Raw genomic sequence first — 23,293 nt, forward strand, 5'->3', positions numbered from 1 at the left:
GGGATGCAGCTATAGATTGAACCTCAAGCTGGAGGTTGCTGCATGTCAATTGGGTCGCGGATGCTCGAAGGCTTCAAGAGTCAGGCAGTCCGCGCCATTCTATGGGCTGCGGTATTCGCTTGGGCGGTGACGTCGATCATCGATGTCAGCGTTGAACTGATGCCTTCTTGGCGCCCCATGCTGTTTACCGCGATCTTCTTGTTTCTGTATGTCTTCTCGAAGGTATATCCCGAGAAGCAACGTGTAACACTGCGTTGGACTTATGCTGCGACGCTGCTTCTCGCTGTCTGGTACATATTGTACTCGCTTTTCGGCGCCGTCGACGTGCAGGCCATTCTGTTTCACCTGAACTACGACGTCGGGTCGGAAGCCGTTCAAGATCAGGCTTTCGAGCAGTCTATGGTCGCAATTATTCCCTTCGTCCTGGTCATGATCAGCTGGTGGCAACTCGCCGGCATGTCGCGCGGAATGGCGTTTCTAAACCGCTGTCTTCCGGCTACCCTCCTGGTGCTGAACCCGCTCACTTGGGCAGGTGCTGCCGGTGCCCTAGCCTCCGCTGGGCCGCCGCCCATGGATTTGAGTTTGGCCTTCAAGGACCCGATCGGTGTTGGCGCCTCGGGCCCGACAAAAAACCTGGTCCACATATTCGTCGAAAGCGCGGAACTGACCTTGTGGGACGAAGAGCGTTTTGGAGATGTCGCTCGCCCGTTGAAGAATCTTTCAACCAGGGCTTGGTCCGCCGAGAATGTAAAGCAGGTTGAACTCACAGGCTGGACGCTGGCTGGACATGTGGCATCGACCTGCGGCGTGCCCCTGCTGTCGTTGGGAGTCATTCACCGCAATTCATTCGACCTCGTGGATGAGATACTGCCGGGAGCAGAGTGCCTGGGCGATATTCTCAAACGGAACGGTTACACGAATGTCTTCTTAAAAGGAGCGAGCCTCGATTTCGCCGGCACGCGCGGTTTTGCGGCCAACCACGGCTATGAACGCCTGCTTGGGTTCGATGAACTTCACCATCGTTTCCCCGGGCGCGTGAACCTTTGGGGACTGCACGATGAGGATATGCTTCAGGTTGCATACGAGCAGGTCTCGGAACTCGACAAGCAAAGTGCGCCGTACAGTCTGATGCTGACGACGCTGGGAGGCCATGCGCCGACAGGTCTCATTTCTCCATCCTGCGAGGCACTTCCGTTCGTGTCCCGGCAACCCAATGATACACTCAAGGCCTTTGCCTGCACCAATTGGCTCGTTGAACGCTTTGTCGATCGCTTGGAGCGTGATGGCCTGCTGAAAAACACGATCGTGGTCATTCAGAGTGACCATCTCGCCATGCGAAACGAGGTCTATGGAGACCTGCAAGCTTCCGATCGCCGCAACATGTTCATGGTTCTGGGCACCGAACACCGCGACACAGTCAGCAAGCCTGCAAGCACAATCGATCTTTTTCCGACCATTCTTGCATCAATGGGCATCCCGGTTCCCGATGGCCTGGCAGGCCTAGGGGTGGACCTGCGCGGAGAAATGTCCACGTTGCTCGAGAAGCTGGGAACGGACGAGTTCAACCGGGCGATTGCGCAGGCGGATGAATTGCGGGACCGGATTTGGGGACTTGATCCCCAGCTTCACTAGCGGACCTTCATCCCCTCGGCTTGGACCGTGTGACGGTGATGAAGTCCGTCCCGTCGCCGGTCTCCGGGCCGATGCCGGTATCCGAGATGGTGATCGAGGATCCCTCGCTCAGCATTGTTTCGATGCGGGCGCGTATGTCATCCGGGATGTCGATGCGCGACAGCGCCGCCTCGGCCGAGAAGATGGACTTGTCGTCCGCGGGGGTGACGATGCCAAGACGCTTCTGCGTCGATGCAGGAAGGTGGTCATCGAGCGTCACGCCACGCCATTCGGCCTTGCGCTTGTAGCGATCGATGGCGGTCGCCTCGAGGAAATGGGTGCCAAGCGCCTTCTCGGGCTCCCGGATGTCGACGGAGGCTGAAAAGAGGGGCGCGAATTTCTGCCGGATCATCAACTGGCCCATCGGCGGGTGGTCCTCACCGGCTTCCATATAGAGAGCGTTCAGAAATACCTCGGACAGGATCTGCGGGTCCTTTTCGATACCATTCTTGTCCTTGAACGCCTTTATCGCCGCAATCGTCCTGCTGCCGAGCAAGCCGTCGGAAATGCCGGCATCGAAGCCGAGGGCGCCGAGAAGACGCTGGACGTCGGACACCACATCGCGCTGGGTGCGTCGTGTAATCAGAATACGCAGCGGAGGCGGTTCCTCGATCGTCACCTTTGTCTCGGCGCCGCTTCGCGGTGGAACCGCGTTCATTGCCACTTCGACCGGGCTCAGCCCCGCCTCGACGCGACCGGGCCTGAGCTCCACGTCCGAGAGGAGCCCACCATCGCCGACCGGCAGGCGCGGCATGAACAGATTGGCGTGGGTGATCGGCTTCGGCGCGATGGGATCGTCGGAGATGATCACATGCGCGCCACGCTCGGTCATGGAAAAGAGCGTCTTGGCAAAGCCGTTCGGCAGGCGCACGCAACCATGCGAGGCCGGATAGCCGGGCAGCTTGCCCTCGTGCAAGGCAATTCCCGACCAGGTCAGGCGCTGCATGAAGGGCATGGGCGCGTTCGAATAGAGGTTGGACTCGTGATACTTGCGCTTCTCCAGGATCGAGAAGATCCCCGATGGCGTGGTATGTCCGGGCTTGCCGGTCGAGACCTTCGTCGTCGCCACGACCTCGTCACCGTCATAGACGGTCAGCGTCTGTTCCGCCTTCGAGATATAGATCTGCAGGGGCCCATCGGCGGCGAGCGCCGTGCTGGAGAGCAATGACAGGCTGACGGCGAGGGCGAAACGCTGAAACATGATCGACCATTTGAAACGCAATACACAAGCAACCGCAGTCTAAGCGACGATGTTTAAGAAAAGTTTCGCGAAGAGCCGTTGCGCCGTTCCTCACGCGGCTTTGATCGTCTCTCCACAGATGCTGTCTGCGCTGGAGGTGGCGGATTCACGGCTTGGCTGTCTGCCGCGGTCGCAGTTGCGGCGAGACGACCACGAGCAGCAGGGCTGCAAGGGGCAGGGAAAAGGCATGGCCGATATGCTTGAAGCCGAGCGCACCGACGAGCCCGCCGACGAAGAACATTCCGACGATGGGCAGCAGGATGCTGAGCTTGCGGCTGTCCGCTGCAAGCGGTGGATGATCGAGGAACCGCACGATCCGGCCATAGACGAGCTTGCCGAATTCTATGCCGACATCGGTAATCATGCCGGTCAGGTGGGTGGTACGGATGCGGGCGCCGGAGATCTTGGTGATCGTCGCGTTCTGGAGGCCCATCACGAAGCAGAGGAGAAGGGCGGTCACCGCTGCGGCTGAAGCCGCCGGCACGACGGCGCCGATCCCGGCAAAGGCGATCAGCAGACCGGATTCGAGCGCCAGCGGATAGGCATATTGCTGTCGGCGCGCATGGCGCCGGGCCCAGTTGATCAGGACTGCCGAGCACGCAGCGCCGAGCGTAAAGCTGATGAGAAGTGCGATGCCAGCGCCGACCAGCCCGAAAAGCCCGAGTGCCAGATTGTCGGCAATCGCGGAGACGATGCCGGTCATGTGCGATGTGTAGTGACCGATGGCAAGGAAGCCGCCGGCATTCATCGCGCCCGCGACAAAAGCCAGGATGGTGCCGAGCAGCAGGTCGTTAGGCCGCGTGCGGCGATGGGCGGCGGCAAACCGCAAGAGCCGCATGTATCCGCCCTGGTGCCCTGGGAGCCGGCTGTGATCCGTGATGATGGAGGGTGCCTGCGCCACGTGGTCGCCTATCGTTTGGACGGGAAAGTGTAACCCGTCTGAACCGTACCCTTACCGAACTTGTCGCGCAATTTGTCCATCGCTGCCTCTGCCGCTGCCCGCCTTGCTGCCTGGGCGTCGACGAGGTCAGGCGGGTCGGCAAGCATCGGATCCTGCAGATCGCTGACGCCGATGCCGATCAGCCGGAACCGCGTTCCATCCGTTTCCTTTTCCAGCAGCGACATGCCTGTGCGAAAGATCCGATCGGCCAGTTGGGTGGGGTCGTCGAGCCGTCGGTTGCGCGTCCTGAGCTTGAAGTCGGCCGTCTTGAGCTTCAGGACGACGGTCTGCCCGGCGATCTCGTGTCGCTTCAGCCGCCAAGCGACCTTTTCCGACAAGGCCCGCAGATGCACCACGAGATCGTCGAGCCGGTGGATGTCGTCGAAGAAGGTCGTCTCGGCCGAGACGCTTTTGGCCGGGTCGTTCGGATGCACCGTCCGCTCGTCGATGCCGCGGGACAGGCGCGCCAGACGCTGCCCCATCGAGCCATAGCGGCGCATGAGATCGCTCTCGTCCATCACCTGCAACTGGCCGATGGTCCGGATGCCGTCGGCCTGTAGCGTCGTGGCAAGGGCCTTTCCGACACCCCAGATCATCGTCACCGGCTTGTCGGCAAGAAAGGAGAGCGCCTCGGCCTCGCCGATGACGGAGAAACCGCGCGGCTTCTGCAGGTCGGAAGCGACCTTGGCGAGGAACTTGCAGTAGGACAGCCCGACCGAAACGGTAATGCCGATCTCCTGCTCGATGCGTCGGGCAAGCCGGGCCAGCACCCGGGCCGGCGGATCGTGATGCAGCAGTTCGGTGCCTCGCAGATCAAGAAAGGCCTCGTCGATCGAAATCGGCTGCACGAGCGGTGTCAGCTCCTCCATCATCGCCCGGATTTCGCGGCCGACACGGGAATACTTCTCCATGTCGGGCTTGATGACCACAGCCTGCGGACAGGCCTCCAGCGCCTTGAACATCGGCATGGCAGACCGCACCCCATGGATGCGTGCGACGTAGCAGGCGGTGGAGACGACCCCGCGCTTGCCGCCGCCGATGATCACGGGCTTGTCGATCAGCTCTGGATTGTCGCGCTTCTCCACCGAGGCGTAGAAAGCATCACAATCGATATGGGCGATCGACAGGTCGTAGAGTTCGGAATGGTAGACGAGCCTCGGGCTGCCGCAGGAACGACAACGCCGTGCACCATCGGCCTGCCCGGTCAGGCAGTCACGGCAAAAGCCAGGGTGATCAGGAGCAGCGTGCGTCATGGCCAGAACAAAGGTTGAACATTTGCACCATAGGCCGCGCTGCGAATGCAGGCAAGAGCGGCAAGGCCGGGACGAACGGCTGCCGCTCGGTTAGCCCGCGAAATGCGATCGGATGAGCTCGGATGCCTCTGGCCACGTGCCGACCCGCCGGACCGTTTCGGGTGGCTCGGGGGCGAAGCGGAAGATTTCGAGCGGTGGCGGAAGATAGATCAACAGGCAGTCTGGCACGTGCTGGCCGACCGAGTGGAGATTGTGCACCATGTCGTCGACGAAGGCGACGGGCAGGGGTCTTTCCCCTTGCAACGCCGCGACCATCGGTCCCTTGGCCTCTTCCGTTGCAATCATGGGAAAGGTCAGTGTCAGCTGGTCGAGCAGGCGTCGCCGCACTTCGGCGTGGCGAGGCGGCATGGCAGTGAGGAAAACGAGATCCGCATCCTGGCCGAGCGCATGAAGGCTGTCGACCGCATCGGCAAACGGCGTCTGCCAGCGCTCCTGCTCAACGAAGAAATCATCGATCAGAGCCTTGACAGCTGGCGCTTCGATCACGCTTTCGTCAGCGCCGGTGACGATGTTGCCGGTCAGCTTGAAGGAGCGCGGCAAAAGCCTGTGGCCGCGGCTCTGCAGGAAGGCCTCGAACGGCGCGGCGAACTGCAAGACGACATCATCGACATCGCAGACGATCAAAGGCCTGTCCGTCAGGCGGATATGCTCAAGATCCGTGAGCATCAGAAATCGGCCGAATCGAAGCTCGGACCGGCATAGCGGTGATAGGCCTCGACCACCGTTTCAGGCTTGGTGTCCGTCGCGGTGCAGAATTCCATCAGCGTCGGTTCGTGCTGCATCAGAAACTCCAGCATACCGGCGAGAAAGGCCGGGTCGCCGACCGCCTGGCGAAGCTGTGTCGGCTGTACGCCGGACAATGCGAGGAAACGCGACAGCATCTCCGGTTCATTTGCCAGCCAGCCAAGCACGGCAACCGCAGTGGCTTCGGCATCGGCAGGTATATCTCTGTTTTTCATAAAGTCTTTTCCTCTTGCCGTGGCAAATTACCGATTTCGAAACCAAATAGCACTAGCATGCTCGATGACGGAAGACGCAACTCGCGCAGGATCCGGTGTTCCGGACTGACTGAATGCGCGAGACAAAGGACCGGGTGAATGCCGAAAAAAGTGATGATTGTCGAAGACAACGAGCTCAACATGAAGCTCTTCCGCGATCTGATCGAGGCATCCGGCTATGAGACAGTGCAGACCCGCAACGGCATGGAAGCCATGGATCTCGCCCGGCGACATCGCCCGGATCTGATCCTCATGGACATCCAGCTGCCGGAGGTCTCAGGTCTTGAAGTGACCAAGTGGCTGAAGGACGATCCCGAGCTCCACGTCATCCCGGTGATTGCCGTAACGGCCTTCGCCATGAAGGGCGATGAGGAACGGATCCGGCAGGGTGGCTGTGAAGCCTATGTCTCCAAACCCATCTCGGTCCCCAAGTTTATCGAGACGATCAAGACCTATCTCGGAGATGCGTGAGGACTGACAGCCATGACTGCCCGTATTCTGGTCGTCGATGATATTCCTGCGAACGTCAAGCTGCTCGAAGCGCGGCTGATGGCGGAGTATTTCGACGTGCTGACGGCAAGCAATGGCCGTGACGCGCTGGATATCTGCGATCGCACCCAGGTCGACGTTATTCTCCTCGACATCATGATGCCGGAAATGGACGGCTTCGAGGTTTGTGAGCGGCTGAAGTCCAACCCGCGTACGGCGCATATACCGGTCGTCATGGTCACCGCCCTCGACCAGCCCTCCGATCGTGTCCGCGGCCTGCAGGCCGGTGCCGACGATTTCCTGACGAAGCCGGTCAACGACCTGCAGCTCATCTCCCGGGTGAAGAGCCTGGTGCGCTTGAAGACGCTGACGGACGAACTGCGCATCCGCCACGACACGACCCGTGAGGCCGGCATCGGTGATGTCTGCAGGCTCCACGAGGGGCGCCTCGAAGAGCAGGCGCAGGTTCTCCTCGTTGACAGCCGCGGGGCCTCACAGGAGCGCATCATCAAGGCGCTGAAGCCGATTGCCGAAGTCAGCGCCATGTCTGACCCTCAGGCGGCGGTGTTCGAGGCGGCTGAGAACGCTTTCGATCTGGTCATCGTCAACAGCAATCTCGAAGACTACGATCCCTTGCGCCTCTGCTCGCAGATCCGTTCGCTGGAACGCACCCGCTTCATCCCGATTCTCCTGATCACGGAGCAGGGGGATGAGCAGATGATAATCCGGGCGCTTGATCTCGGCGTGAACGACTACATCGTGCGCCCGCTCGATCCCAACGAAATGATCGCCCGCACGCTGACCCAGGTTCGCCGCAAGCGCTTCAACGACCGCCTGCGCAACAGCGTGCGTCAGACGATCGAGCTTGCCGTCACCGATGGGCTCACGGGCCTCCACAATCGCCGCTATCTCGATACGCATCTGCGCACACTGTTCGCCCGCGCCAAGGTGCGTGGTCGGCCGCTGACGCTGTGCATCACAGACATCGACCGCTTCAAGCAGGTGAACGATGTCTACGGGCACGATGCCGGCGACGAAGTGCTGAAGGAGTTTGCCGGTCGGATTCGCTCGACCGTGCGGGGGGCCGATCTTGCCTGCCGTTTTGGCGGCGAGGAATTCGTCGTCGTGATGCCCGACACACCGGCGGAAGTCGCCGCAACCGTTGCCGAGAGGCTGCGTGGCATGATCGAGGCACGGCCCTTCCAGCTTCGTTCGGGTGAGACCCCGCTGATGTTGACGGCATCCATGGGTATTGCCACGATAGGTCCTGGTATCGAAACGCCCGAGCAGCTTCTCAAGCAGGCCGACCGCGCCCTCTATGAAGCGAAGAACTCCGGTCGTAACCGCGTTGTGGCCGCTGCCGCCTGACGACAGAGCCTAGGGGCGGAGCCAGAGCCTCACGTTTTGACCGTGGCCCGGAAAGATTTTCACAGCTTTTTCAATTGCCGCCATCCTTGGCATGCCGGGTAAATCTTGCTGACTTTTTGAGCAGTTACAAAACGACATATTTTTAGCAGCCCGAATAGTATTGGTGCTGATCATGCCAACCGCGCCCGACGGGATCGAGAATGTGCTTACTCGGTTTTGTATTTAATTGAATATTAGGTTCCGCTGCGGCTGACTGATCTCATCAGCTCAAGTCAGTCGTCGCAATCTGTCCAAACTAAGCTTGAGAAGATCTGGAAAGTGTGTGCGGTATTCTCAAGTCTCAATGTGTGTAGAACTGACTATCACCCGAGAATCGTAAGTTCATCTGAGCCTAATTTAACCATAAAGCAGCGAAGCCCGGGTAAGCAGTTAATAATCTGTTGATTTTTGTCTCTACTTGAGAGAACTTGCAGCCATCGGACAAGACCCCTTCGGAGGTCATCAATACCCCATGATGCTCAGGTCCGCCGCATCTCCTGGGTCGTGGGGTCGGTCGGTTGGTATGCAACGTCAAAAACGGTTCCTCGTGCCGTGTTGTGTGCCGGCCGACCCCCTAATAGTGCACCGGTTTCCGCAAGGAAGCCGGTGTTTTTTGTTTGGCGATATGCCTGGAGCAGGTGGCATCACTGCAAAAGAAAAAGGCGTGTCGCAGGAAGCGACACGCCTTTTTGATAAGCCCAGAATCAAGTCTTACTTGATCTTGGTTTCCTTGAACTCGACATGCTTCTTAGCAACCGGGTCGTACTTGGTCTTCGTCATCTTTTCCGTCATCGTGCGGCTGTTCTTCGTGGTCACGTAGAAGAAACCCGTGTCAGCCGTCGACAGAAGCTTGATCTTGATGGTTGTAGCCTTGGCCATGGTCGTCCTGCCTCTAATAAACGAAGCCGTGGACGACCGAACGAGGCCCACGGCAAATCTGGCGCGAAACTACAAATCGCGCCCGAAAAGTCAAGTGCGTTTCGGCTTAAAAAGCAGGCGTCCCAGGGAAAGCACTACGTAGAGTGCGAAGAAGCCGGCAATTGCCCAGGCAAATCCGTCATTGCCGGTAATATCGATGGCCGCTCCGATGGCCTGGGGACCGGCGACGGTGCCCACCGCATAGCAGAAAATGAAGGCGGCATTGGCCGCTGCAAGGTCGGCGCCGGTGAGTCGCGAGCCGAGATGGCTAAGGCCCACGGTGTAGAGCCCGGCAACGCATCCGCCCCAGAATAGCAGAACGATGGCCATCAGGTGCCAGTGGCCGGACAGCCAGGGCAATGTCAGGGATCCGGCAAGCCCGACAATGGCGAGAATCGACAGAAGCAGTCGCCGGTCACGCATACGGTCAGAGAGCAGCCCCAGCGGGATCTGGAAGATCATGTTGCCGACACCCATGACGGTCAGGAGAAGCGCTGCCTGCGTCTCTGTGAAGCCGCTGCGGGTGGCATAGATCGGAAAGAGGGAAAGGCCGCCGGCTTCCACCGCCCCGAAGACGAAAACGGCCACTGTCGCTGTCGGCACCAGGAAGATGTAGCGGAAGAAATGCATCTCCGGCTTTTCGCTCAGCACTGGGCTTTCGTTGCGGGCGATGTAGATCGGGATGGCGGCCGCGAGGATCGCGATTGCGCCCACCCCAAAGGGCAGGAGCCCGTCGCTCCCGAGCACGGAAAAGAGCAGGGGACCGCAGGCAAACCCGACGGCGAGCATAGTGGCGTAGATGCCCATCACCAGGCCGCGTTTGCGCGAAGGCGCTGCCGCATTGATCCAGAACTCGGAGAGGATGAAAAGTGTCGTGGTCGCACCGTGGAACACGATGCGCAGCGGAAACCACATCCAGAACTGTTCGGCATAATAGAAGCCGATCGCGCTCACTGCCGACAGGACTACGGCCCAGAGCATGGTCGGCACGACGCCGAGCTTGTGAGCGAGTTTGGTGGTCACGGGAGCAGCCGCCATGGCGGCGATCCCGGCCATCGCCGAGTTGAGACCGATCAGCGTCGAGGAGATGCCGCGCTTTTCGAGAATGATGCTGAGCAGCGGCAGGCCGAGGCCAATTGCGATGCCCACAGCCGAAATGGCTGAAATCGCTGCGAAGAGCGAGGGCCAGTGAATGTCCTCGCGGTCGCCGTTCAGGCCGCCATTGGTCTCAGACATCGGACACCCGGTCGTTCAAGTCGCATCCTTGCCTGAGGCATGACCGCAGGCGCGCAGGTGTCGAAATATGTGATGGCATCGGCGCGTACCAGCTCCCGGGCATAGTCGATCGGCGCGGCATGTTCAGACTGGAAACCGCGCGCCTGTCAAGCGCTTCTGATCTCACGATGCGAATCAAGACTGCGCCTCTGCGCGACGTTTAACGACAAACCGCCACAGCCGCGTGACGGATCGATGACTTAGTCACGGCCGTCTCTGAAGGATTCTGGCTCGTCATCATGCCCACCGAATCCGTGCATGCGCAGCGCCCATTGCAGCCCGACAACGCCGCCCTTGATCGGCTGCAGGCAGAGCAGGGACGTGACGACGCCGATCGGTGCCCAGATGGCAAAATGCACCCAGGCCGGCAAGACGAAGACCAGATCGGTGGCCATGAAGCCGCCGACCAGGACGTGGCCGAGAATGAGAATGACGAGATAGGCCGGCAGATCGTCCGCGCGATGATGGTGATAGTCCTCGCCGCAGGCCTCGCAATTGTCGACGACCTTTAGATAGTTGCGAAACAGCTTGCCCGAGCCACAGGCGGGGCACTGGTTCAACATGCCGCGCTTGATCGACCGGCCGAGCGGGCGTTCGATCTTCTCCTCTGCGCCGTATTGGATCGTCACATGGGTATGGTTGGCGGTCATGTTTGCCTCCGGGGCGAAAGTGTCAACGTCGCGAGCGCGGCGGGCGTGTGCCTGGCTGTTTCTGGCCACGTCGTCCCGCCTTGTGGAAGGACCGCGTACCCGCTGGCATCTTGCGCCCCTCGCTCAGCATTTCAAAGCGCAGCGCGCCAGCAAGAGGCACGGCCTCCACCAGCTTGACCTCGACGATATCGCCGAGCTGATAACCGAGCCCGGACTTCTCGCCCGTCAAGGCCTGATGCGCTTCGTCGTAGATATAGTAGTCCCGGCCCAGCGTGGAAACCGGGATGAAGCCATCTGCGCCAAATTGCGGCAGGGCGACGAATAGACCGGACTTGGTCACGCCCCGGATCTGTCCCTCGAACTCATCGCCGATACGTCCGGCAAGATGGTGCGCGATCAAGCGGTTGACCGTGTCCCGCTCGGCCGCCATAGCACGGCGCTCGAAGGTCGAGATCTCAGCCGCGATATCCTCGAGGCTTGCTTCCTCGTCCGGCGTGATCCCGCCTTCGCCCAGGCCCAGCGAACCCACCAGCGCCCTGTGAACGATGAGGTCGGCATAACGGCGGATCGGCGATGTGAAATGGGCGTATTTCATCAGGTTGAGGCCGAAATGGCCGATATTGTCGGGGCTATAGATCGCCTGGCTCTGGCTGCGCAGCACCATCTCGTTGACGATGACCTGATGCGGCGTGTCCTCGGCTTTCGCCAGAATGCCGTTGAACGAGTTGGAGCGCATGTTGCCGCCCTTGACCAGCGACATGCCAAGCGTGGCGAGAAACTCTCGCAGCACTTCCTGCTTGGCGAGTGTCGGTGCGTCATGGATGCGGTAGATCAGCGGCTGGCGCTTCGTCTCCAGCGTCTCGGCAGCCGCGACGTTCGCCTGGATCATCATCTCCTCGATCAGCTTGTGCGCATCAAGCCTCTCGGGCACATGCACGCGATCGACCGTACCGTCCTCCTTGAGGATGATCTTGCGCTCCGGCATGTCGAGTTCGAGCGGCTGGCGGCGGTCACGGCCGCGCTTCATCACGGCATAGGCATGCCACAGGGGTTTAAGGATCGGCTCCAGCAGCGGGCCGGTCTTGTCATCGGTCTTGCCGTCGATCGCCGCCTGAGCCTGCTGGTAGGAGAGCTTGGCCGCGCTCTTCATCATGATGCGGTGGAAGGTGTGGCTCGCCTTACGGCCTTCATGCGAGAAGACCATGCGCACGGCAAGTGCCGGCCGGTCGACACCCTCGCGCAGCGAGCAGAGATCGTTCGAGATCCGCTCGGGCAGCATCGGTACGACCCGATCGGGGAAATAGACGGAATTGCCGCGTTTCAGAGCTTCGCGATCCAGCGCCGATTTCGGCCGGATGTAATAGGAGACGTCGGCAATCGCCACCGTGACGATCACGCCGTCCGGATTGTCCGGCGAGGTGTCGAGCTCGGCATAGACGGCGTCGTCATGGTCCTTGGCATCATGCGGGTCGATGGTGATGAGCGGCAGGTCGCGCCAGTCCTCGCGATGCGACATGGACGCGGGCTTCGCGTCCTCGGCTTCCGATGTTACCGATTGCGGGAAGATATGCGGAATGCCATGGGCGTGGATCGCGATCATCGAGATCGCCTTTTCCGAGGCGACAGAGCCGACCACAGTCAGCACCTTGGCCCGCGCCAGGCCGAAACGGGCTGAACGACCGACCTCCACCTCAACGAGGTCGCCATCCTTGGCCTCGCCGATGTCGCTGGCGTCGATCTGCATTTCCTCGCCGCGCCGTTCGATCGGCATCAGGCGTGCCCCACCATCCGGCATCATCCGCACAACGCCCATGACCGCACCGACCTGACGGTCGAGGATCTTGATCACACGGGCCGTATAGGCAGGACCAGAACGGTCCTTGTTGGCGAAGATCTTGGCAAGCACCCGGTCGCCAAGGCCGCCGACGGGCGTCTTGCCCTTCGAGCGGTCGGAACTTGATTGGCGGATAAGCACGGCGGGTGCTGCGCCGGCCTCGTCGGGCCATTCCGCCGGGCGGCCGATCAGCTCGCCGTCCTTGTCGCGGGTGGTGATGTCGAGCACGGTAACCGGGGGCAAGGCGCCGGGTCTCGTCAGAGACTTGCGGCTGTTTTGGACGAGCCCATCGTTTTCCAGATCCTTGAGTGCTTGCTTGAGCTCCACCCGCTGCTCGCCCTTGAGCCCGAAGGCCTTGGCGATCTCCCGCTTCGAAGCGCGCTCCGGATTGTCCGTGATGAACTGCATCAGGACTTCACGCGGCGGCACCTCACCGTGGATCAAGGCGGTGGGGTTTTCGCTCCTAGCCTTGGCCGCGCCTTCCGCACGCCGGCTCTTGCGGTTGCCGGAGCCGGGTATCTCGGAGGGGTCGCGGAATCTCTTGCTCAAGTCGCACTCTTCTTTGTTGTTTTGGCCTTCGAAGCGGCCTTGGCCGGAGCCTTCTTGGCAGCCGCAGCCTTCGGTTTCGCGGCAGCCTTCTTCGGCTTTGCCGCTGCACCGTCTTCCGACTTTGCCTTGGCAGCCTTGGCCGGAGCCTTCTTTGCCTTGGCCTTGCCGCCGCCATCCTTGGCGGCGCGTTCGGCGATCAGCACAAGCGCCTCCTCGACGGTAATGGCCTGCGGATCCTTGCCCTTCGGCAGCGTCGCGTTGACCTTACCCCAATTGACGTATGGTCCGAAACGGCCGTCACGAACGGTCATCGCGCCACCGTCGGGATGGTCGCCGAGCTCCTTCAGCGCAACCGCTGCCGTGCGGCCACGGCCGCCCGGATTGGCCTTCTTTTCGGCAAGCACGGTCACGGCGCGGTTGAGGCCGATCGACAGCACATCCTCGATACCTTCGAGATTGGCATAGGTGCCGTCATGCAGCACGAAGGGTCCGTAGCGGCCGAGACCGGCCGAAATCATCTTGCCGGTTTCTGGATGCGCACCCACGTCGCGCGGCAGCGACAGAAGCGACAGCGCCTTCTCGAAATCGATATCGGCGGGCGCCCAGCCCTTCGGCAGCGAGGAGCGCTTGGCCTCCTTGCCATCGCCCCGCTGAACATATGGCCCGAAACGACCAGAGCGCAGCGTTATCTCTTCCTCGGTGACCGGATCCCTGCCCAGCGCCCGTGGTTCGTTGTTGCCGTTTGCATCGGCTTCAGCACCGCCCTCGGAGGAAAGCTGGCGGGTAAAGTTGCATTCCGGATAGTTCGAGCAGCCGACAAAGGCGCCGTACTTGCCAAGCTTCAGCGACAGATTGCCCGTGCCGCAGACCTGACAGATACGCGGATCGGACCCGTCCTCGCGCTTCGGGAAGACCAACGGAGCAAGCGCCTCGTTCAGTGCGTCGAGCACGTTGGTGACGCGCAGTTCCTTGGTGTCTTCGATCTGGGCGAAGAAGTCCTGCCAGAAGGCGCGCAAAACGTCCTTCCAGTTCAGTTCACCGGCCGAGATCTTGTCGAGCTTCTCTTCGAGATCAGCGGTGAAGTCGTATTCGACATATTTGGTGAAGAAGTTCTCGAGGAAGGCCGTGACCAGCCGTCCCTTGGAATGCGGGATCAGCTTGCGCTTGTCCATCACCACATATTCGCGGTCGCTGAGCGTCTTCAGCGTCGCGGCATAGGTCGACGGACGGCCGATGCCGAGCTCTTCCATCTTCTTGATCAGCGACGCTTCCGAATAACGCGGCGGCGGCTCGGTGAAATGCTGGCTGGCATTGATCTTGTTCTTGGCCAATGCCTCGCGGGCATTGATCTCCGGCAGGCGGCCATCCTCGTCGTCGCCGTCCTCGGCCGGTTCGCCTTCTTCGCGCTGGTCGGTATAGGCGGCAATGAAGCCGTCGAAGCGGATGACGGATCCGACGGCGCGAAGGCCGGCCTTGTCGCCCTTGTTGTCGGCGAGGATCTCGACCGTCGTACGCTCGATTTCGGCCGACGCCATCTGGCTGGCGATCCCGCGCTTCCAGATCAGGTCGTACAGCCGCAGCTGGTCGGCATCGAGGAAGCGTCGTACCTTGTCCGGCGAGCGGTTGAAGTCGGTCGGACGGATCGCTTCGTGGGCTTCCTGTGCGTTTTTCGCCTTGGTCGAATAGATACGCGCCTTTTCCGGCACGTAGCGCGGACCGAATTGATCGTGAACAGCCGAACGCGCGGCATCGATCGCCTCCGGCGCCATCTGCACGCCATCGGTACGCATGTAAGTGATCAGACCGACGGTCTCACCGCCTATGTCGATACCTTCATACAGCTTCTGCGCCACCTGCATGGTGCGCGAGGCCGAGAAGCCGAGCTTCGAGGATGCGGCCTGCTGTAGGGTTGAAGTGGTGAAGGGCGGACCCGGATTGCGCTTGACCGGCTTTGCCTCAACGCTGTCGACAGCAAAGGCTGCCCCCTCGAGCAGGGACTTGATGCCAGCTGCCTGATCACCATTGGTGACCGAGTTGCGCTGCATGCGCTTGCCCTGATGCGAAACGAGCTTCGCCTCGAACTCGTCGCCGCGCGGTGTCTTCAGGAGCGCGGAGATGTTCCAGTATTCTTCTGCAACGAAGCGTTCAATCTCGGTTTCACGGTCGCAAACGAGGCGTAGCGCCACCGACTGCACGCGGCCGGCTGAGCGGGCACCCGGCAGCTTGCGCCAGAGAACCGGCGACAGATTGAAGCCGACGAGATAGTCGAGCGCGCGGCGGGCGAGATAGGCATCGACCAGCGGTGTGTCGATATCGCGCGGATTGGCCATGGCATCGAGCACGGCCTTCTTGGTGATCGCGTTGAACACGACGCGCTTTACCGGCTTGTCGCCGATCACCTTCTTCTTTTTCAGAAGGTCGAGCACGTGCCAGGAAATCGCTTCCCCTTCGCGGTCAGGGTCGGTCGCGAGAAACAGGCCGTCGGAGGACTTCACCGCATCGGCAATGTCCTTCATGCGTTTTTGCGAGGCCGTGTCGACCTCCCAGAACATCTCGAAATCCTGGTCCGGCAGAACGGAGCCATCCTTGGCCGGCAGATCGCGCACATGGCCGAATGAGGCGAGCACAGTGTATCCGGGACCCAGATACTTGTTGATCGTCTTGGCCTTGGCCGGGGATTCTACGACTACGACGTTCATTGGACAGCTATACCTTCAACGCATCCGATCAGCGGCACCGCACCACAGTCTTCGGAACACGGTTTTCCGACATGGAGGGCGAAACGGCTGCGGTCAAGAGGCGGGGCCTATTTTCCGACCTATGAATATATACAACCGGAGGGAGATCATAGGTAGATTGCAATCCTAGATAAATGATCTATTGTATTTTGCAGGGGATGGCGAGGCTGGGTTGTAATGGCCTCCGGTGAAGACGGACAAAAGCGATGGCACGAGACACAGCCGACATGAACGGTCGCGGAACCCGCACGATGGAAAACATCGCCTACATCCGCCAGATGCTCGCCGAGTTGCGGCTTGTCGCCGAAAATGAAGGCGCCGAGATGCTCTGTTATCTGATCGAGATGGCCTATGTCGAAGCTGGCGATGTCCAGTCCGGCCGTCGTGCGCTTTCAATCCATCATGCTCAGCGAGACAAACCCTCCCGCATGCCGCTCTAACCGTCCGGCAATATCGAGCTCAAGCAAGACCAGATAGACAGAAGACGCCGGCAAGGCTGTATGGCGGATGATATCGTCGATCTCGACAGGCGTCGGGCCAAGCGCCTGCACGATCACGAGGCGTTCGTTGTCATTCGGCGGAGGTGCAAGCGGTCTCTCGCCGGACTCGTCAGCCGGCTCGTCTGCTTCGTTCGGACTGAAGAGGTCGAGCTCGGAGACCGGCGCCAGCGCCTGCAGCACATCCTGTGGTCTGGTGGTGACGGTCGCCCCATCCTTGAGCAAGCCGTTTGTGCCCTCGCAGCGCGGATCGAGCGGTGAGCCCGGAACCGCAAAGACCTGTCGACCGAATTCTCCCGCGAGCCTTGCAGTGATCAGCGAACCCGAGCGCGCGGCCGCTTCGATCACCACCACACCCAGAGCCACGCCGGCGATCAGCCGGTTGCGTCGGGGAAAATCCCGTGCCCGCGGTTCCCAGCCGAAGGGCATTTCGGAAATTGCGAGGCCGCGACCGCTGCAGATCTGGTCCAGCAGATCGATATTCTCCGGAGGATAGGGCTGGTCGAGCCCGCCCGCCATGGCCGCGATCGTGCCGGTGTCGAGGCTTGCCCGATGCGCTGACGCGTCGATGCCGCGTGCAAGGCCCGATACGATGCAATAGCCGGCACGCCCGATCTCCCCCGCCATCATGGCTGCAAACTTGGCGCCGCTGATCGAGGCATTGCGCGACCCGACGATGCCGACTGCCGGGAGGGTCGCGACGTCTAGGTCGCCCTTGACGGCAAGCAGGGGAGGGGCTGCGTCGATCTGTCTGAGCGCTGCCGGATAGTCGGGCTCGCCGATCCCGATGAAGCGGGCCCCGAAACGAGAGGCCGTCTCGATTTCACGCTCGGCCTCACCGACGGTTGCGATGCGAATACTGCGGGTCGATCCGCCACGCCTCGAGAGTTCTGGAAGGGCTTCGAGCGCCATCTCCGCCGAGCCGAAGTGGTTGATCAGGTCCCGGAAGGTGGCAGGGCCCACATTGTCGCTGCGGATCAGCCGCAGCCAGGCGACCCTCTGGCGGTCCGTCAGCGCAATCCCTTTTCGTCTTGCGCTTCCTGACCCCATGGCTTTCCTCTAGCCCTTTTTGCCGATCTTGCTTTCCGTTCCCGCGATCAGCCGCCCGATATTCTCTTTGTGACGCCAGTAAGTGATGACGGTCATGACTGCCGTCACGACCGCAGCCTCTTCAACCCCAAGTATCCACAATACAACCGGGATGACAAGTGTGGCGACGAGCGCGGACAACGAAGAGTAGCGGGTGATGAAGGCGACCGCGAGCCAGACGATGGCGAAGACCAGCACCATCCGAGGCTCAACCCCGAGCAAGGTGCCGATATAGGTCGCGACACCCTTGCCGCCCTTGAAGCCGAGCCAGACCGGGAAGAGGTGACCAATGAAGGCTGCGAAGCCACCGAAGAGAGCAGCATTGTGGCCGAAGACCGCATGCGCAATCAGCGCCGCAGCCGTGGCCTTCAGCGCATCGAGGAGGAGGGTGGCGGCCGCCAGCTTCTTATTGCCGGTGCGCAGCACGTTGGTCGCGCCGATATTGCCCGAACCGATGGAACGCAGATCGCCAAGGCCCGCCATCTTGGTCAGCACGAGGCCGAAGGGGATGGAGCCGAGCAGGTAACCGAACACGAGGACGATGGCGAGGTTGCCCCAGCCGAGGGCGGAAAGGTCGATCATGGGTATCCCTGTCCCCTTTAGTCTAGAGCGAGTGGACGCACTGGCCTGCAACATAGGTTGCAACGGCCCGGCCCGAGAAACGCGCATCTTCGAAAGGCGTGTTCTTCGAGCGCGCAAGAAGACTGTCGCGCGACACGAGCCACGGCTCGTCGAGATCGACAAGCGCGATGTCGCCGTGAGCACCCGGCTTCAGCGTGCCACCCGGCAGCCCGAAGATTTCGGCTGGCCGCGTCGACATTGCGTCGATGAGCCGCATCAGCGGCACGTGGCCCGCGTGATGCAGGCGAAGCGCTGCCGAGAGCATGGTTTCCAGCCCTATGGCGCCATCGGCGGCCTCGCCGAAGGGCAGGCGCTTGGTATCGACGTCCTGCGGGTCGTGCGATGAAGCGATGATATCGATCTGCCCCTTGGCCAGTGCATCGACCATTGCCATGCGATCGTCTTCCGAGCGCAGCGGCGGATAGAGCTTGAAGAAGGTCCGGTACTCGCCGATGTCGTTTTCGTTGAGGCTCAGATGATTGATCGAGATGCCGCAGGTGACCTTGGCGCCACGCTTGCGTGCCACCTGGATCGCCTCGACCGATTCCGGCACCGAGATCTGCGAGGCGTGATACTTGGCCCGCGTCAGCGCCGCGATCCTGAGGTCGCGCTCCAACGGAATAAGTTCGGTTTCGCGCGGGATGCCGCCAAGCCCGAGCCAGCTTGCGAGCAGCCCTTCGTTCATCACGCCATTGGCCGCGAGATACTTCTCCCGCGTTTCCAGCGCAATCACGGCGCCGAATTCGCGCGCATAGGTCATCGCGCGCCGCAGAACTTGGCTGTCGTTCAACCCGTAGCGGCCATTGGTGAAGGCGACCGCACCGGCCTGCTGCAGGAGACCCATCTCGGTCATCTCGGCGCTGGTCATGCCCTTGGTCAGAGCCGCTGCCGGATAGACACGGACATCAGCCGTATCGCGGGCCGTCTTCTTGACGAACTCAACGAGCGCGATGTCGTCGATAACAGGGTCCGTTTCCGGCATCATGATGAAGGAGGTAATGCCGCCGGCCGCTGCCGCCCGGCTTGCCGATGCAATCGTCTCGCGATGTTCAGAACCCGGCTCGCCGACGAAGACGCGAGCATCGACGAGACCCGGAACGGCGGTGAGGCCTCCGGCATCGCGGATCTCGGCACCTTCGGGTGCGCCCTGGTTCTGTGCATCGGCGCCGGAGGCGACGATCAGCCCGTCATGGCCGACAATGATGGTGCCGACTTCATCGAGCGTGCGCGAGGGATCGACGATCCGGACATTCTTGAGAACAAGAGGCTTTCTCATGCGCCCATTCCCTCTGAACGCTGTCCCTGGTTCTGCGAGACGAGCAGCGTTTCCATGACGGCCATGCGAACAGCGACCCCCATCTCGACCTGGCTCTCGATCACGCTCTGCGGACCGTCGGCAACTTCGGATGCGATCTCGACGCCGCGGTTCATCGGGCCTGGATGCATCACGAGCGCATCCTCCTTGGCGACTTTCAGCTTTTCAGCGTCGAGGCCGTAGAAGTGGAAGTATTCGCGCACCGACGGCACGAAGGAGCCGGACATGCGTTCGCGCTGCAGGCGCAGCATCATGACAACGTCCGCATCCTTGAGCCCTTCCTTCATGTCGTGGAAGACCTCGCAGCCCATGTCGGCGATGCCTGCCGGCAGAAGTGTCGCCGGAGCCACGACGCGGACGCGGGCACCCATGGCATTGAGGAGCAGGATGTTGGAGCGCGCCACGCGCGAATGCAGCACGTCGCCGCAGATCGCGACGATGATGCGCGACAGCTTGCCCTTGGCGCGGCGGATGGTGAGCGCGTCGAGCAGCGCCTGGGTCGGATGCTCGTGTTGCCCGTCCCCGGCATTGACCACCGAGCAGGCGACCTTCTGCGCGAGAAGGGCGGCCGCGCCCGCCGACGAGTGCCGCACCACCAGCACGTCCGGCCGCATGGCGTTCAGCGTCATGGCCGTGTCGATCAGTGTCTCACCCTTTTTGACGGATGAATTGCCGACCGACATGTTCATCACGTCGGCGCCGAGGCGTTTGCCGGCGAGCTCGAACGAGGCTTGCGTCCGCGTCGACGCTTCGAAGAAGAGGTTGATCTGGGTGAGGCCCCGCAGGGTGGACGTCTTCTTCTCACGCTGGCGGCTGATTTTGACGGCTTCGTCTGCCTTGTCCAACAGGAACGTGATGTCCTGCTCGGTAAGGCCCTTGATGCCGATGAGATGGCGATGGGGAAAGAAGACCATGGACGTCCTCCTGAGATGTCACGCGGTCTATAATGTGTGGGATCGGACCCGGCAAGCACATGCTAGGTGGATTGACGCACGGTCCCCATGTAATAGGAGCGAATGGACGGTAGGGAACACCGGCAGTTTTCGCCCTGGATGCTCCGACCGCAATGGAATGACGAAGGCGAAGCGTTGGCGGGCCAACGCGTGTCTCCCCTTAGGATCGGCAGGATTGATGAACCGGACTGAAGAAAAAATCGCAGCGCTCAACCAGCCCAAGCCCTGGTCCGGCATAAATGCCTACCGATCTGATCCGCTGCTCGTCGATCTGACCTCCTCGCTGTCGCGCCCGCTGCGCGAGGAATACGACGTCATCGGCAAATATGTGACCTCGCCTGAAGCGCAGGAATTGGCGCGCATGGCGAATGCCAGCCCGCCGCATCTCCGGACCCATGGCGTGCGCGGCGAACGCCTCGACGTTGTCGAATTCCATCCCGCCTGGCACGCCCTGATGCGCCGCTCGATGGCGTCAGGCCTGCATTCCTCCGTCTGGGAGAATGCGCCGGAAGCCCGCGGCCACGAGCACAAGGCGCGCGCCGTCCGCTTTTTCCTGACGGCCCAACTCGAATCGGGCCATCTCTGCCCGCTCACCATGACCAGCGCTTCTGTTGCAGCCCTCGTCGCCTCTCCGGCTGTCCAGAAGGAATGGACGCCGCGCATCCTGTCGCGCAAATACGACAGCAGCAACAAGCCGCCGATGCAGAAGAGCGCCGTCACCATCGGCATGGGCATGACTGAAAAGCAGGGCGGCACGGATGTCCGCGCCAACACCACCATGGGCGAGCGGGTAGGCGAGGGGATCTATCGCCTCGCTGGCCACAAGTGGTTTATGTCCGCTCCAATGAGTGACGCCTTCGTCATGCTCGCCCAGACCAAGGATGGCATGGGCTGCTTCCTCGTGCCGCGCCTTCTGGAGGATGGTTCCGCCAACGGGCTGGAGTTCCAGCGCCTGAAGGACAAGCTCGGCAACCGTTCGAATGCCTCGTCCGAGGTCGAATTCTCCGAAACCTTCGGCTTCCTGCTCGGCACGCCCGGCGATGGCGTGCGCACCATCCTCGACATGGTGACGCTGACGCGCCTAGACTGCGCGCTCTCCTCTGCCGGCATGATGCGCGCCTCGATGGCCGAGGCCGTGCATCATGTGCGCGGCCGCATGGTTTTCGGCAAGAACCTCATTGACCAGCCGATGATGACCCGCGTGCTCGCCGACATGGCGCTCGACGTCGCGGCTGCCACGGCCCTTGCCTTCCGTCTCGCCGACAGCTTCGATAAGGCGCGCGAAAGCCCCGTCGATGCAGCCTATGCTCGTGTGATGACGCCGGTTGCCAAATACTGGATCTGCAAGATCGCTCCATCCCTCATCTATGAGGCGATGGAATGCATCGGCGGCAACGGTTACGTCGAGGAACGCCCGATAGCCCGGCACTACCGTGAGGCACCGGTCAATGCGATCTGGGAAGGCTCCGGCAATGTCATGGCGCTCGATGTTCTGCGCGTGCTGAGCCGTGGCAAGGATCTCTTCGAAACGCTGTTTGCCGGGCTGGAACGCGATCTCGGTCCCTCCGGCAAGAAGACGGTCGAGGTCCTGCGCGCTGCAACAGCGCTCGCCGAACGTGACGAAGCCGCCGGTCGCCTGCTCATCGAGCAGCTGGCGCTCGCGGCCGGTGCCGCCGAGCTCTATCGTCTGGGTGCCGGCAAGATCGCCGATGCCTTCCTCGAATCACGCCTCGCGGGTGGCTGGCGCCATACCTATGGCGTGCTCGATGCGCGATTCGATTCGCGCTACGTGCTCGATCTCCTCTATCCGCCGGCAGCCTGACCGGCGAGATAAAGCACGACGGGGATCGTGAAGAAGGCAGCGACCGTCTGCACGGTGGCCGCTGCCGCATAGAGATCGGCATCGCCGCCCATCTGCTTGGCCAAAACGTAACCGTTCATGGCGGTCGGAACCGCGGCACCCAGCGCGATCATCACGACGATTTCGCCTGAGAGACCGAAGGCAAGGGCGAGCAGCACCGCGACAGCCGGGAAGACCAGGAGCTTCAGCACAACGGTCATCAGCACGCTCGGCTGCGGTTTCAGCGCATCCGCGACCCGAAGCCCCGCGCCGACGGTCACGAGACCCAGCCCAAGCGAGGCGCTGGCGATCAGGTCGACCGCGGTCATGACGGGTGCATAGATCGAAATCCCGGCAAAGTTCACGAGCACACCCAGCAACGCGCCGATGATGATCGGGTTGGTGACGATCCTGACGACGAAGGTCTTCAAGCCCCGACTCTCGCCGGAGAACCAGACCATCACGCCGACATTGATGAGATTGAGCGGTATGATGATCGACGCCATGATGATGGCGATGACCGAAAGACCCGTCTGCCCCGTCAACTTCTCCGCGATGGCGAGTGCCATGAAGCCGTTCCAGCGCGTCGATGTCTGGAACACGGAGGTATAGGAGGGCCCACCCATGCCGCGCGCCTTCAGCAGCGGCCAGATCGCAAGAACGAGTGCGGTCATGACCCCGACCGCGAGCAGCGACACCAGTCCGACGCTTCCACTGTCGAGTGCCGAGAAGTCGGTGGTCGAGAGCGTTTGAAAAAGCAGGGCCGGAAACAAAACGAAATAGCCGAACTGCTCAAGCCCACTCCAGAAGCTCTCATTGATGAGCCTGGTGCGTTTCAGCACGACACCGAGAATCACGAGCAGGAAGATCGGCAGAATGCTTTCGAAGATGATGAGCATGGCAGGTCCAGGATGGCGGGCGGGGGAGGGGTAGACCCGAGAACCCCTGCTTTCAAT

The 23,293-nt window shown here is 61.5% G+C and carries 20 protein-coding genes; 5 read left to right on the forward strand and 15 right to left on the reverse strand.

The genetic code is table 11. The annotated features are described in order from the left end of the window. The first annotated feature begins 42 nt into the window (after positions 1–42). Positions 43–1,632, forward strand: coding sequence for a sulfatase-like hydrolase/transferase (locus BW978_RS13170; RefSeq protein WP_083697585.1), 1,590 nt, complete (start codon positions 43–45; stop codon positions 1,630–1,632). 7 nt (positions 1,633–1,639) lie between these two features. Here the strand turns inward: BW978_RS13170 and BW978_RS13175 are convergent, their stop codons facing one another. The 5 genes from BW978_RS13175 to BW978_RS13195 form a co-directional block, all read right to left on the reverse strand. Then, positions 1,640–2,872: a L,D-transpeptidase family protein gene (locus BW978_RS13175; RefSeq protein ID WP_076395779.1), complete on the reverse strand. Its 1,233-nt coding sequence runs from the start codon at positions 2,870–2,872 to the stop codon at positions 1,640–1,642. Between the two features lie 145 nt (positions 2,873–3,017). Beyond that, positions 3,018–3,749 (reverse strand): YoaK family protein, encoded by a 732-nt coding sequence (locus BW978_RS13180; protein ID WP_244551957.1) that lies wholly within the window; start codon positions 3,747–3,749, stop codon positions 3,018–3,020. Positions 3,750–3,820: 71 nt separating this feature from the next. Beyond that, entirely contained in the window at positions 3,821–5,104 is a 1,284-nt protein-coding gene (locus tag BW978_RS13185) for a DNA polymerase IV (protein WP_076395783.1), read from the reverse strand. Positions 5,105–5,194: 90 nt separating this feature from the next. Next, the gene (locus BW978_RS13190) at positions 5,195–5,830 is read right to left on the reverse strand and encodes a hypothetical protein (protein ID WP_076395785.1); all 636 of its coding nucleotides are present in this window, start codon (positions 5,828–5,830) and stop codon (positions 5,195–5,197) included. Beyond that, positions 5,830–6,123 carry a DUF3572 domain-containing protein gene (locus BW978_RS13195; RefSeq protein ID WP_054150643.1) on the reverse strand — a complete coding sequence of 98 codons (294 nt, stop codon included), beginning with the start codon at positions 6,121–6,123 and terminating at the stop codon, positions 5,830–5,832. The genes BW978_RS13190 and BW978_RS13195 overlap by 1 nt, the downstream gene beginning before the upstream one ends. A gap of 138 nt (positions 6,124–6,261) precedes the next feature. Between BW978_RS13195 and BW978_RS13200 the strand changes: the two genes are divergently transcribed. Both BW978_RS13200 and BW978_RS13205 read left to right on the forward strand, forming a co-directional pair. Continuing rightward, complete coding sequence (locus BW978_RS13200; RefSeq protein WP_054150644.1) at positions 6,262–6,633, forward strand: response regulator; 372 nt, start codon at positions 6,262–6,264, stop codon at positions 6,631–6,633. Positions 6,634–6,645: 12 nt separating this feature from the next. Then, the gene (locus BW978_RS13205; RefSeq protein WP_076395787.1) at positions 6,646–8,019 is read left to right on the forward strand and encodes a PleD family two-component system response regulator; all 1,374 of its coding nucleotides are present in this window, start codon (positions 6,646–6,648) and stop codon (positions 8,017–8,019) included. A gap of 750 nt (positions 8,020–8,769) precedes the next feature. Here BW978_RS13205 and rpmG read toward each other — a convergent pair. The 5 genes from rpmG to topA form a co-directional block, all read right to left on the reverse strand. Beyond that, entirely contained in the window at positions 8,770–8,937 is a 168-nt protein-coding gene (rpmG, locus tag BW978_RS13210; protein ID WP_006727600.1) for a 50S ribosomal protein L33, read from the reverse strand. 90 nt (positions 8,938–9,027) lie between these two features. Beyond that, on the reverse strand, positions 9,028–10,212 hold the full coding sequence (locus tag BW978_RS13215; RefSeq protein WP_076395789.1) for an MFS transporter: 1,185 nt from the start codon (positions 10,210–10,212) through the stop codon (positions 9,028–9,030). Positions 10,213–10,451: 239 nt separating this feature from the next. Next, positions 10,452–10,901: a DUF983 domain-containing protein gene (locus tag BW978_RS13220; RefSeq protein ID WP_076395791.1), complete on the reverse strand. Its 450-nt coding sequence runs from the start codon at positions 10,899–10,901 to the stop codon at positions 10,452–10,454. 22 nt (positions 10,902–10,923) lie between these two features. Further along, positions 10,924–13,284, reverse strand: a complete 2,361-nt coding sequence (rnr, locus tag BW978_RS13225) for a ribonuclease R (protein ID WP_139330519.1) — start codon at positions 13,282–13,284, stop codon at positions 10,924–10,926. After that, a complete protein-coding gene (topA, locus tag BW978_RS13230) occupies positions 13,281–15,983 on the reverse strand; it encodes a type I DNA topoisomerase (RefSeq protein ID WP_076395793.1) in 2,703 nt (900 codons plus the stop codon). Before topA ends, rnr begins: the two co-directional genes overlap by 4 nt. Before the next feature lie 245 nt (positions 15,984–16,228). Here topA and BW978_RS13235 point away from each other — a divergent pair, with 245 nt between their 5' ends. Continuing rightward, positions 16,229–16,462, forward strand: coding sequence for a hypothetical protein (locus BW978_RS13235; RefSeq protein WP_076395795.1), 234 nt, complete (start codon positions 16,229–16,231; stop codon positions 16,460–16,462). Here the strand turns inward: BW978_RS13235 and dprA are convergent. Genes dprA through BW978_RS13255 form a run of 4 tightly spaced genes read right to left on the reverse strand, consistent with a single transcriptional unit; the run spans position 16,415 to position 20,458 of the window. Further along, entirely contained in the window at positions 16,415–17,569 is a 1,155-nt protein-coding gene (gene dprA, locus BW978_RS13240; protein WP_076395797.1) for a DNA-processing protein DprA, read from the reverse strand. The two genes, BW978_RS13235 and dprA, sit on opposite strands and share 48 nt — an antisense overlap. A gap of 9 nt (positions 17,570–17,578) precedes the next feature. Next, the gene (gene plsY, locus BW978_RS13245) at positions 17,579–18,190 is read right to left on the reverse strand and encodes a glycerol-3-phosphate 1-O-acyltransferase PlsY (RefSeq protein ID WP_076395799.1); all 612 of its coding nucleotides are present in this window, start codon (positions 18,188–18,190) and stop codon (positions 17,579–17,581) included. Positions 18,191–18,212: 22 nt separating this feature from the next. Further along, entirely contained in the window at positions 18,213–19,505 is a 1,293-nt protein-coding gene (locus BW978_RS13250; protein ID WP_076395801.1) for a dihydroorotase, read from the reverse strand. Continuing rightward, on the reverse strand, positions 19,502–20,458 hold the full coding sequence (locus BW978_RS13255) for an aspartate carbamoyltransferase catalytic subunit (protein ID WP_076395803.1): 957 nt from the start codon (positions 20,456–20,458) through the stop codon (positions 19,502–19,504). The genes BW978_RS13250 and BW978_RS13255 overlap by 4 nt, the downstream gene beginning before the upstream one ends. Positions 20,459–20,675: 217 nt before the next feature. On the opposite strand from BW978_RS13255, the gene BW978_RS13260 reads away from it, so the two are divergent. Continuing rightward, positions 20,676–22,319: an acyl-CoA dehydrogenase family protein gene (locus BW978_RS13260; RefSeq protein WP_076395805.1), complete on the forward strand. Its 1,644-nt coding sequence runs from the start codon at positions 20,676–20,678 to the stop codon at positions 22,317–22,319. Here the strand turns inward: BW978_RS13260 and BW978_RS13265 are convergent. After that, positions 22,301–23,236 (reverse strand): AEC family transporter, encoded by a 936-nt coding sequence (locus BW978_RS13265; RefSeq protein WP_076395807.1) that lies wholly within the window; start codon positions 23,234–23,236, stop codon positions 22,301–22,303. The two genes, BW978_RS13260 and BW978_RS13265, sit on opposite strands and share 19 nt — an antisense overlap. Positions 23,237–23,293: the final 57 nt, after the last annotated feature.

The organism is Rhizobium sp. RU33A, from assembly GCF_900156055.1.
Taxonomy (GTDB): Bacteria; Pseudomonadota; Alphaproteobacteria; order Rhizobiales; family Rhizobiaceae; genus Allorhizobium.